The 11505-nt window shown below is 71.7% G+C and carries 9 protein-coding genes; 5 read left to right on the top strand and 4 right to left on the bottom strand.

The window, feature by feature from the left end; all coding sequences use genetic code 11:
* Window positions 1-5: 5 nt before the first annotated feature.
* Window positions 6-1067, bottom strand: a complete 1062-nt coding sequence (locus R3E98_14510) for a DUF1028 domain-containing protein (GenBank protein MEZ4424618.1) — start codon at window positions 1065-1067, stop codon at window positions 6-8.
* Between the two features lie 168 nt (window positions 1068-1235).
* Between R3E98_14510 and R3E98_14505 the strand changes: the two genes are divergently transcribed.
* Window positions 1236-1778, top strand: a complete 543-nt coding sequence (locus R3E98_14505) for a thioredoxin family protein (GenBank protein MEZ4424617.1) — start codon at window positions 1236-1238, stop codon at window positions 1776-1778.
* A gap of 45 nt (window positions 1779-1823) precedes the next feature.
* Here R3E98_14505 and R3E98_14500 read toward each other — a convergent pair whose 3' ends face one another.
* Window positions 1824-3788 (bottom strand): cation:proton antiporter, encoded by a 1965-nt coding sequence (locus R3E98_14500; protein MEZ4424616.1) that lies wholly within the window; start codon window positions 3786-3788, stop codon window positions 1824-1826.
* A gap of 146 nt (window positions 3789-3934) precedes the next feature.
* Window positions 3935-7114 (bottom strand): glycosyl hydrolase, encoded by a 3180-nt coding sequence (locus R3E98_14495; GenBank protein MEZ4424615.1) that lies wholly within the window; start codon window positions 7112-7114, stop codon window positions 3935-3937.
* Window positions 7115-7335: 221 nt separating this feature from the next.
* Here R3E98_14495 and R3E98_14490 point away from each other — a divergent pair, with 221 nt between their 5' ends.
* The 4 genes from R3E98_14490 (at window position 7336) to R3E98_14475 (ending at window position 10640) form a co-directional block, all read left to right on the top strand.
* Window positions 7336-8097, top strand: coding sequence for a hypothetical protein (locus R3E98_14490; GenBank protein MEZ4424614.1), 762 nt, complete (start codon window positions 7336-7338; stop codon window positions 8095-8097).
* A gap of 122 nt (window positions 8098-8219) precedes the next feature.
* Window positions 8220-8732, top strand: coding sequence for a hypothetical protein (locus R3E98_14485; protein ID MEZ4424613.1), 513 nt, complete (start codon window positions 8220-8222; stop codon window positions 8730-8732).
* A gap of 91 nt (window positions 8733-8823) precedes the next feature.
* The gene (locus tag R3E98_14480) at window positions 8824-9345 is read left to right on the top strand and encodes a hypothetical protein (protein ID MEZ4424612.1); all 522 of its coding nucleotides are present in this window, start codon (window positions 8824-8826) and stop codon (window positions 9343-9345) included.
* Window positions 9346-9575: 230 nt separating this feature from the next.
* Complete coding sequence (locus tag R3E98_14475) at window positions 9576-10640, top strand: hypothetical protein (GenBank protein ID MEZ4424611.1); 1065 nt, start codon at window positions 9576-9578, stop codon at window positions 10638-10640.
* 23 nt (window positions 10641-10663) lie between these two features.
* Here R3E98_14475 and R3E98_14470 read toward each other — a convergent pair whose 3' ends face one another.
* Window positions 10664-11497 (bottom strand): DUF4111 domain-containing protein, encoded by an 834-nt coding sequence (locus tag R3E98_14470; GenBank protein MEZ4424610.1) that lies wholly within the window; start codon window positions 11495-11497, stop codon window positions 10664-10666.
* Between the last annotated feature and the right edge of the window lie 8 nt (window positions 11498-11505).

The following is an 11505-nucleotide window of genomic DNA, read 5'->3' as shown; positions in this document are numbered from 1 at the left end:
ACGGGTCAGCGTCGGACCGCCGTCACCTCCAGCAGGCGCTCCCGTACGGCGTCCGCGCGCCCGCGCGCTTCGAGCGCGGCCCACAGCGCCTCCACCGCCGGTCCGTCCACCAGTCCGGCCGGCGATCCCGATGCCGCGGTGTTGAGTCCCGCGTCGGCCCGGAAGCGCTCCACCGCCGCGACGGCCGCTTCGTCGTAGAGGCGTCCCGCGTCGTCCAGCTCGGGCGCCGCCCCCTGCAGGTACCCGAGCTCGTGCAGCATCACCTTCAGCTGCCAGATGTCGTTGCCGCTGACCTGCTCCAGCACCCGGAACCCCAAGGTCTGGCTGATGGTGTCGTAGATCCGGCGCAGCTCGCCGACCGGCTCGGGGTGCTCACACACGTTGATGTGCGCCGTGACGCCGTCACTGCGGCGTGACCGCCCCGGCCGGGGATCGGCCACGATCACCGCCGCCGACTGCTTGCGGCCCACGCGTGCGTCCCCGCCCTGGGCGTGTCCGGCGGCCAGGGCTTCGATGAGGCGATCGGCCAGGTGGCGTGGGCTCCCCGCGCTGGCCTCGAACGTGCGCGCCACGGCCTCCAGCACCTCGGGGCCGACGAGCAGGTTGCCCTGCGTGGCGTAGTTGGGGCCGGAGCGGTGTCCCTTCCAGTCGTTGGCGCCCGAGCCGGTGTGCTGGGCGGTGCGCCCCTGGAGATCCACCACACCGACCTGGCGGCGGTCGCGCCCTTCGTCGCCCGCCACCGCCCGCGTCAGCGCCTCTTCCGGGCTGAGTCCCTGCGCCAGCAGATCCAGCAGCTCGTTCCCGTATTCGGTCCTCGTGTTGGCCTGCGTGGCCACGGCCCCGACCCCCGCCCGCACCCAGGGCACGCCGTTGCCCACGCACGGCACGCGCGTCGTGACCGCCACCCCGCTCTCTCCGGTGCGGGGATCGACCGCGGCGATCGAGAACGTGGAGAACACGGGGTCCGGTCCACTCCCCCAGAGCACGGGCTCCTGGGCGACCAGCGAGGTCGGCACCGGGAGCGCGGTCAACACGAGCGGAAGCAACGAGGCGTGACGTCGACGCATGGACGGGAGCGGATTGGAGGGGCGATGGGCCCGGATCGAACCGGCCGGGCGCCAACATAGCGCCGCGTCCGCGCTCGCGCCCCTGCGGGCCGGGGGGGAACCTGGCCGCCTGCTTCGTGGTTGGGGAACCGGGTTTCCTTCACCCTGGAGCAGGAGCCGAGCGGTACCGTGGAACGCGTGGTCGCAAAGAGCCTGGACGAGTGGTTCGAGCTCGCCCGCCCCTTCGAGGAGTTCCTGGACGCGACGGTCAAGAACCGTCAGCTCTGGCACGACATCCACGCCCGCGTGCGGCTGCCGGAGAGCCTGGCGGAGGCGCCGGCCCGACCCGATCTGCGGCTGCTCGCGATCGCGGAGGACTGGTGCGGGGATGCGGTGAACACGCTACCGGTCGTGGCCCGGATGGCCGACCGCCTGGGCATGGAGCTGCGGGTGCTGGGACGGGACGCCTGGCCGGAGCTGATGGACCGCTACCTGACGGACGGACGCAGCCGGTCCATCCCGGTCGTCATCGTGCTGGACGGGGCCGGGCGCGAGCTGGGCTGGTGGGGCCCGCGCCCGCGCCCGCTGCAGACCTGGGTCCTCGGCGACGGCCAGCGTCGCATGCCGGACGAACGGCGCCGCGAGCAGCGCCGCTGGTACGTGCTCGATCGGGGTCGCACCACGATCGCGGAGCTGACGTCCATCTGGGACGGTGCGGACACGCAGCCATAGGGCGGAGGGGACCGGGCGCCGCGCGTGGAGGACGCCCGCGCGGGGTTACGCGTCCACCGATGCCGGATCGAGCAACGCCAGCGCGGCCTGGATCTGCTCGTGGCTTCCCAGCAGGAACAGGATGTCGTCCGCTGCGAAGACCCACTCCACGGACGGGTTGGCGTGCGCCTTCCCGTCCCGCACCACCGAGACCACCGTGGCGCCGGCGCGGCTGCGCAACTGCAGCGCGCCGAGACTCTGGCCCAGCGCCGGGCTCTCGGGCGGAAGCGCCACCGTGTCCGTGGTTCCGGCCGCGAGCGCGCGTGCGAGACGATCCGTCAGCCCCACCTCGCCCTCCACGCGCCGGAGCATCTCGTAGGCATCGGCGCGCAGGAGACGGGCCTCGGCGCGGATGACGTTGCCCGGGACGTGCAGACGGCGGAGCAGCCGGGTGACGATCTCGATGGAGGTCTCGAACTCCTCCGCGACCACTTCGTCGGCCCCGGCGCGGGTAAGCTCCTGGATCTCCGTGACCCGGGACGCGCGTGCGATCACGACGACGCCGGGGTTGAGCCGCCGTGCCGTCCGCACCGCCAGCACGGACGCCACGGGATCCGACAGCGCGAAGACCGCCACGTCCACCGTGCGGATGCCCGCGTGCAGGAGGGCGTCCGCGCGGGTCACGTCGCCGAACACCACGTGGGTGTGCTCGCCCGCAGCCCGCGCGGCGGTGCGGCCGTCCAGATCCACGACCACCGTGGGCACGGAGGCCGAGCGCAATACGCGCAGGAGGTTCTGGTTGTTGAGCCCGTAGCCGCCGAGCAGGACGCGGGCGCGCGGAGCTTCCGCCTCCCCGCTCGACTCGCCGCCCCCGGAACCCGGGTCCCAGCGCGCCGCCACGGTGTGGATGACGAGCGGGGAGAGCAGCATGGTGAGCACCGCGGCCGGCACCAGCAGCGCGTAGGGCCCCGCCCCCAGCCCCGAGACGGCACCCGCCCCCAACAACACGAACGCGAACTCTCCCACCTGGGCGAGCGTGGCGGCGCTCAGGACGCGCGCCCTGCCCTTCAGGCCCAGCAGGGCGACGCTGACCGCCACCAGCGCGCCCTTTCCAGCGATGGCCAGCACCGCCAACCCCAGGACCGCGGGCGCGTTCTCCCAGGCCAGCAGCGGATCGAGGAGCATCCCCACCGAGATGAAGAACAGGCTCGTGAAGACGTCCCGGAACGGGCCCGTCTCGCTCAGGACGTGATGATGGTACTCGGAGTCGGCGATCAGCAGGCCGGCGAGGAACGCCCCGAGGGCAGGAGAGAAGCCCAGCGCGCCCGTGAGCAACGCCCCGCCGAGACAGGCGAACAGCGCCAGCAACAGGAAGAGCTCACGGATCCCGGATTCGACGATCTGACGCAGGAGCAGCGGCACCAGGGTCCGCCCCACCAGGAACGCCACGCCGACGATGCCCAACCCCGTCGCGATGCGCAGCAGGGCGTTCCCGCCGGCATCGGCGTCGGAGACGCCACCCAGGACCGGCACCACCAGCAGCAGCGGCACGAACACCAGGTCCTGGAACAGCAGGATGCCCAGGGCCGCCCGACCATGGGACGCCTGCAGCTCGCCCCGATCGGACAGGACCTTGAGGGCGATCGCGGTGCTGCTCATGGCCACGGCCATCGCGGCCACTGCGGCCGGTCCGGGGGGCAGCCCCAACGCCCAGGCGATGCCCCATCCGGCCGCCGACGTGAGGACGAACTGGAGCGTGCCGCCCACCACCAGGTAGCGGCCCACCTGCCGCAAGCGCGGGAGGGAGAGCTCGAGCGCCACCACGAACAACAGGAAGACGACGCCCAGCTCGGCGAACGACTCGACCTGCTCGGCGTCGGGGATGAGCCCCAGGCCCGCGGGTCCCACCAGTGTGCCCGTGAGCAGGAAGCCCGCGACGGGCGGGAGGCCGAGCCGGCGGCTCAGCAACAGGACCAGGAGGGCCGATCCGAAGAGGACGACCACCGTGGCCAGGATCGAAGTCTCGTGCATGCGGTCCCGGTCAGGAGGTGTCGGGACAATCTCGCCCCGGCGGCCATCGACGCGCGAGGGCCGAGCCCCCCGGCCCCGGCGCGGAGCGCACCGGGACGCGCCCGGGAGCTACGGCCGTCCCCCGACGACCGCAGCTCCCGCGAGCGTCACTCCTCCGAGACGACGGCCGGCAGACCGCGCTGCCGCAGCAACGCGTTGAGCGCCTCCAGCCCGCCCTGCACCAGGGCGCGGTACCGCTCGGCGGCCTCCTCCAGACGCCCCTGCAGCACCTCGTGCACCTCGCGCTGCGGCACGGTGGGTCTGAAGTCGGCGCTGGAGTACCCGACGTCCTGGGCGAGGGCGCTATAGCGTCCGTAGAGCTTCATCGGATTGCGGAACGCATCCTCGCGCGCTCCGGTCAGGTAGATGTCGAAGAGCCGCGACTCGACCTCGATGGCCGCGCGCTCCGCGCGTTCGGCCTCATCGATCAGCGCGCGCGCCGTGGTGTCGGACGCGAAGCGGGTCTGGACGTCGTCGAGCTGCTTCCGCGTCCACTCCAGGTCGTTGATCATCGTGACGATGCGGTCGATCTCGTCCCTGAGGACCAGCGACATGGCCACCTGCTCCTCCAGGTCCGCCAGAGAGGCGGTGGAGTGCGGGTCCTTGAGCAGCGTCAGCGGGCCGGAGCTCTCCTGCTCCCCCGCCCGGACGTGCACGGTATACGTACCGGGCACCGCCCGGGGACCGAGCTGACCCCGCACCAGGTCCAGGTCCCACGTGCGCAGGGGACGCCAGCCGTCCGGACCCAGGGGCACCCACTCCATGCCCGGCGGCGGCGTGCGCAGCTGGGGCGTCTTCGTGGGCTCGTGCCGCAGGTCCCACCAGACCCGGTTCACGCCCGGCCGTACGGTGGTGCGCAGCGTGCGGATCGTGTCGCCGCCGGGACCCACGATCGTCAGGGTCGCCCGACCGCGCATGCCCTCCCCCGCCCAGAAGTTGAGGTCGGCCCCGCCCGCAGGATTGCGGCCCGTGACGAACGAGCTCTCCGACTTGATGCCCTGGATCGGGTTGAAGCGGTAGGCGTCGCGCAGCGTGAAGAGCGCGAGCGAGCGGTCGCCCACGCGGTCCAGCGATCGCAGCGGCTCGATGCCGTCGAGGATGTAGAAACCGCGGCCGTAGGTTCCGACGACGAGATCGTCGAAGCGCTCCTGAACCGTGAGCCAGTACACCGGTGCGGGCGGCATGTCGTTGCGCAGCCGGTTCCAGGTGCTGCCGTCGTCGAGGGAGAACCAGACGGCGTTGTCCGTCCCGGCGTAGAGCATCCCCTGCCGTTTCGGGTCCTCGCGCACCACGTGCACGAAGGAATGCGGAGACGCCGGGATGCCCGAGGAGATCGAACGCCAGCTCCGCCCGAAGTCCTCGGTCTTGTAGAGGTGGGGCGTGAAGTCGGCCTGCTGGTGGTTGTCCACGGCGACGTAGGCCGTCCCTTCCGCGTAGCGCGACGGCTCGATGCTGGAGATCGTGGCCCACTGCGGCAGACCCGGGACGTTCTGTCCCACCTCCGTCCACGTGCCTCCGCCGTCGCGCGAGACGTGGATCAGCCCGTCGTTGGAGCCCACCCACAGCAGGCCTTCCGTGCGCGGCGACTCCGCGATGGAGAAGAGCGTGGCGCCGTCGAAGGTCATCAGGTTGTCGATGGCCACGCCACCCGAGCTCTGCTGATGGCTCTTGTCGTTGCGCGTCAGGTCGGGGCTGATGATCTCCCAACTCTCACCGCCGTCGGTGGTACGATGCACATGCTGGCTCCCGACGTAGACCGTCTCGCGCTCGGTATGGGGCGAGATCCACATCGGAAAGGTCCAGTGCCACCGGAACTTCAGGTCCGCGGGTGCCCACCCGTATGCCGCCTCCGGCCACACCCGCACGCTGCGCACCTGACCGGTGCGTCGGTCGTAGCGCTCGAGTCCACCATCGTAGCAGCCGGACCAGACCACATCCGGGTCGGACGGGACCGGGATCGAGAAGCCGGACTCGCAGCCTCCCACGTTCTCCCACAGGCCCAGCGGGATCGCGCCCTGACGGCTGTTGGACGGCCCGCGGTAGGACCACCCGTCCTGTCGGTTGCCGTAGACGTTGTACGGGATCCGGTCGTCGACGTGCACGTGGTACATCTGCGCGATCGGCAGCACGATCCGCTCGAAGGACCGGCCGCGGTTCAGGCTGATCGTGAGCCCGCCATCGTCCGCGACCATGATGCGGTCGGGATCGGTGGGATCGATCCAGACGTCGTGGGTATCGCCCCCGCCCCGCGGCGCGTTCTCCACCAGGGACTTCCCACCGTCGATCGACAGGCTGAAGCGCACGGACGTGAAGTAGATGCGGTCCGGGTCCTGCGGATCCACGCCGAAACGCGTGTAGTAGGGCGCCCGCTCGTTGATCGTGTGGTTGCGCAGCACCAGCTCCCACGTCTCCCCCGCGTCGTTGGAGCGGTAGAAGCCGGGGCTGGCCTCTTCGGTCAGCACGTACACACGCCGCGGGTCCGACGGCGCGACCGCGACCGCCACCTTGCCGATGTGCTGGTCCGCGTCCGCGGGCAAGCCCGTTCCCTGGTGGTCGAGGCGTTGCCAGGTCTCCCCCCCGTCCCTGGAGCGCCAGACCCCGCTGTCGGGCCCGCCCGAGTCGAGGCCCCACGTGTCGATCTGCACGTCCCAGAAGGAGGCGTACAGCGTCCGGGGATCGACGGGATCGACGTCGAGGTCGATGCAGCCGGCGTCCTCGCTCACGAACAGCACCTGTTGCCAGGTCTCTCCACCATCGGTCGTGCGGTAGACGCCGCGCTCGGGCTGCGGCCCGTAGGCGTGACCGAGAGCGCACACCCAGGCCGTCTCGGGGTCGTCCGGGTGGACCCGGATGCGTCCGATGCGGCCCGTCCGTTCCAGCCCGACGTGCCGCCAGGTGGCGCCGGCGTCGTTCGAACGGTAGACGCCGTCCCCCATCGCGTGGGCGGGCCGGATCACGAAGGTCTCCCCGGTCCCCAGCCAGACCACGTTCGGCTCGCTCGGCGCCAACGCCAGCGCCGAGACGGACGAGACGTCGACGTCGTCGAAGATCGGCCGCCAGCTCACGCCGGCGTCCTCGGTCTTCCAGGCGCCGCCCGAGGCCGCGCCGACGTAGACCACATCCGGGTTCCCGGGCTCGCCCACCACCGCGATGGCCCGGTTGCCATCGGGCCCGATGAAACGCCAGGACAGGGCTGCGTAGTGCTCCGGCGGGATCTGCTGGGCGGCCAACGGACCGGCGCAGAGCAGGGCGCATGCGGCGAGAAGGCGGATGGGGCGGCTGGACACGGCTGGAGACCTCCGGGATCGGCGACGTGCGAGGGCTACCAAGGTCGGCCGGTGAGCGGTGGGGGGCCAGGGCCCGCCGCTGGCCCGGGGGCCGGTCCAGTCGGGCGATCCGCGCGCCCGGCGGTCGCAGCGGAGCCCACGCCCCCCGCTGGCACGCTCCTCGCGACGGGGACCGGCGGGCCGGGATTGGCCTCGCTCTCCTTCTGCTCTACCTTCGCGCCATGAAGCGAAAGACCTGGATCTCCTGGCACCGGTGGGCCGCCGGGATCGGCGGTGCCCTCCTGATCTCTCTCAGCATCACCGGCCTGTGGTACCCGCTGCAGAACTACGTCCCTGCACTCCGGGGGCTGGTGCCCGAGCAGCCGGTCGCGGAGGTGCTCGACGTCGGGCGTGTGGCCTTCTCGCCCCTGGACGCGGCCCAGCTCGCGACCCGGGACATGGCGGAGGGCACCGACGTGCGCTCCATCCTGCTCACGGTGATGGGCGGATACCCCGTCTACGACGTGCGCACGTCCAATGGCCGGCGCATCCTACGCGCCGACACGGGAGACCGGTTGGAGCTGACGCGCGAGGAGGCGGAAGCGCTGGTCCGCGCCCGCTACGGGTTGGAGGGCCGGGAGCTCGTCTATGAACGCCTGCAAAGCCGCACGCTCGCCTATTGGGGCGACGTGGGCTTCCCGGCCCACGTCTTCCACGAGCCTTCGCGCCCGTCGACCGTGTACGCCGTCTCGCCTACGGACGGGCGCCTGGACGCCGCCACCCGGATGTCGAGGATCAGCCAGTTCCTGATGCGCGCCCACGTCTTCTGGCCCATCGAGGAGTTCTCGCACCGCCAGGTGCAGCGCGCCGTCCTCTTCGGATCCGGCCTGTTCTGTCTGGTGCTCGGCATCAGCGGGTACTTCCTGCTGTTCCCGCTGCGCTTCGGGCGCAAGAAGGCGGGCTCCCGCGCGCGCTCCCGGACCGGGACGGGTACCGCCGCCTAGGCCGCTCGCACATCCGGGCCGGCCCGCGCCCGGGGCAGGTCGCACGGACGGTGATCGCATCGGCCGGCGTTTCCTGCGTAGGGGGAAGAGTGTCCGTCCCCTCCAGGAGCGCGAGGTGCACCTTGATCCGGAAGACCATCCCCCTGTGGGCCACGCTGGCCCTGGCCGGCTGCGCAGTCGGCCGATCCGAAGGGCTCACGCTCGTGGCCGCCTCCCCGCAGCTCGAGCTCGGGGCCAGCAGCGCCAACGCGATCCGCACCGACCGGAGCGGGCCGCGGGCGCCCGTTCCGGACCTTCTGGTCGGAACCCTCTTCAATCCCGCGCTGAGCCTTTCCGTGGGCGGGATGCAGGGCATCCGGGTCCTGGACGGGAGTGCATCCCTGCTGTTCCCGCTCCCGGTCGAAGGGGACCTGGTGCCCTATGCGGGCGGCGGACCCGGGCTGCGCCGGTTCACGCGCGACGGCGCCGACGCCCAGAACAACCCATACCTGGGTCTGAAGGCCGGCGTGCGCTATGACGGGCTGGGCCGCTTCCGACCGGCGGTCGAGGCGGGCTACGGGCTCGGCTCCGAGTGGAGCTTCCCCTTCCTGTCGGCGATGCTGCAGGTCGACCCCTCGACCCTCCTGGGGCGCTGATGGCGTCGGGGCAGCGGGGCCTGACCGTTTCCCCGTCGGTTTCCGGCGTCGGGACGTGAACCCAACCGTCCCTTCCCACCCGAGGTATCCCATGATCCGCAAGTCGCTGCCCCTGGTCCTCGCATCCCTGATGCTGAGCGGATGCATGACGGGACGATCCGAAGGGTACGACTTCCTCGGCGCGTCCCTCCTGTTCGGCCTGCTCAGTGAGAGCGCCGTGACGCGCGACGTGCGCGCGGACCCTGCCGGTCCGCCACTTCCTCTCCCCCTCCTTCCGGAGGGCACGGTCCTCAACCCCGCCGTGAGCGTCTCCATCGGCGGGATGCAGGGCACCCGCGTGCTCGACGGGAGCGCGTCGCTGCTCTTCCCGCTTCCGGTCGAAGGAGACCTGGTGCCCTATGCGGGCGGCGGACCCGGGCTGCGCCGGTTCACACGCGACGGCGCCGACGCCCGGAACAACCCGTATCTGGGTCTGAAGGCCGGCGTGCGCTATGACGGGCTGGGGCGCGTCCGGCCGGCGGTCGAGGCGGGATACGGCGTGGGCTCCGAATGGAACTTCTCGTTCCTGTCGGCGATGCTGCAGGTCGACCCGGCCGGGCTCTTCGGCAACTGAGGCGTCCGGGGCACCCCCGCGGAGCGCACGGCACCGTCGCGCGCTCCGCGGGGGCCGGTTGCGGGGACGCCGGCAACGGGCGCAGGATGCGGCGGCATCCAACTCCGATGCCGTCGTCCTCTCCTCTCCCGCGCCCCGAGGTCAACGTGACCACCAGGCGGACCTTCCTTTCCGCGAGCGCCCTCGCGGGGCTCGGCCTCCTCGGCGATCCCCTCGGCGCTCGATCCTCCATGACAGACGAACGGGCCGGTGCGAGCCCGCACCCGCTTCGCATCCTCATCCTGGGCGGCACGGGCTTCCTGGGCCCGCACACGATCGCCTATGCCCTGGGGCGGGGGCATTCGGTCACCACGTTCACCCGCGGGCGCACGGATCCTTCCGTGCACCGCGGCCTCTTCCGGGACGTCGAGCAGCTGACCGGGGATCGCGAGAGCGATCTCTCGTCCCTGCGCGGGCGACAGTGGGACGCGGTGATCGACAACTCGGGACAGCGCGCCGCCTGGACGCGCGCCTCCGCGGAGCTGCTGCGCGACTCCGTGGACCTCTACCTGTACACGTCGTCGACCGGGGTCTACTACCCGTACCTCGGCCGCGATATCGCCGAGGACACCGCGCTGGTGCTCGAGGTCCCGGGCGGCATCGACGAAGAGGCGGGCGGGGAGTACCGCTACGGCGTCATGAAGGCGAACTCGGAGCTCGAAGCCCGCCGGGTGTTCGGGGACGAGCGCACGATCGTCGTGCGGCCGACCTACATCATGGGGCCCGGGGACCGCACCGATCGCTTCACCTACTGGCCGGTGCGGTTGGCCCGCGGTGGAGAGGTGTTGGTCCCGGGCCGACCCGACGATCCGGTCCAGTACATCGACGTGCGCGACGTGTCCGAATGGATGGTCCGGCTCATCGAGAACCGGTCCGCGGGCACCTTCAACGCTGTAGGTCCGGCGTCGCCGACGGGGATGCACGCGTTCGTGCATGGCGCGCACGCGGCCTTCTCGTCACCGGCCACGTTCGTGGCGGTCGACGACTACGCGTTCCTCACGGAGCACGGCGTGCCGTACGCCATCCCGTGGATCATGCCGGTCGGCAACAACGCCGGCTCGGCCCGCGTCGACAACCGCCGCGCACTCGCCCACGGCCTCACGTACCGACCGCTGGCCGAAAGTGTCCGGGATATCCACGACTGGTGGGAGTCGGGTGCGGTGCCGGAGGAGCGCCAGGAGCGCATGGTCGCCGGCGAACGCTCGCTCATCGCCCGGGAGGCGGAGATCCTGGCGGCGTGGCACCGGCGCGGCTGACCCGGCGCCGACACGCATAGGCGTCAGGAGCCGCGCCACTCCGGCCAGAGGGACCGGATGTGGTCGCGAAACGCCAGGAGCGCCGCGCGGTCCCACCTCCGTCCGCCGGTGCGCCGATCGCCCACGGGGACCGGCGCGGCGTCACGATACGCGTCGAGGGCGTCCAGGACGGTGGGGCGCAGGGGGGCGGGCAGCACCCCGAGAGCCCACACACCGGCCTCGTCCTTGGTGGGGACCCAGCGTTCCGAGGCGCGGTTCCAGAGCCAGAGCGCCCGACACGCGTTGAGCACGCCGTAGAAGGGGCTTTCCAGCAGGTGCTCGTCCTCGAGGATCCATCGCAGGTCGGCGCCGACGGACGCCATGAAGTCGGCACGTCCGACCGCCCCGAAGACGGCTGCGATCGGCGGTCCCGACAGGCACACGCCGAACTCGTGCAACGCGCGGATGTGGGCGACGAGATCGGCATCGGTCCGCCGCGCACCGTAGTCGAGGTGACCGCCGAGGATCGCGTCGACGAGCTCGTCCCCGAAGTGCGCTTCGTACGGGAGGTCCAGCACGGGTCGGGCGGCGGCCGCGGCGGTCACCACGGAGCACTCCAGGCTTCCCACCAGCGGCCGTTCCCGGGTCAACGCCACGCAGGTCCGGGCGAAGGCCTCCCGCCGGTCGGCGGCCAACGGGCCGTCCGACACGAACAGCATGTCCACGTCGCTCTTGGGTGGATGGAACGAACCACTCGCCAGCGAGCCATGCAGGTAGGTGCCGACATGCTGCTCCCCGAGCACGGCGGAGAGGTGCCGTACGATCTGCCGGACCCAGCGGCGCACGTCCTCGTCACACTCCGGCCACCCTTGCCCCATCCCGCGGT

The organism is Gemmatimonadota bacterium, from assembly GCA_041390125.1.
Taxonomy (GTDB): Bacteria; Gemmatimonadota; Gemmatimonadetes; order Longimicrobiales; family Gaopeijiaceae; genus JAGQIF01.
Note: the sequence above shows the minus strand (reverse complement) of the source record. Positions and strands in the feature narration are given on the sequence as shown.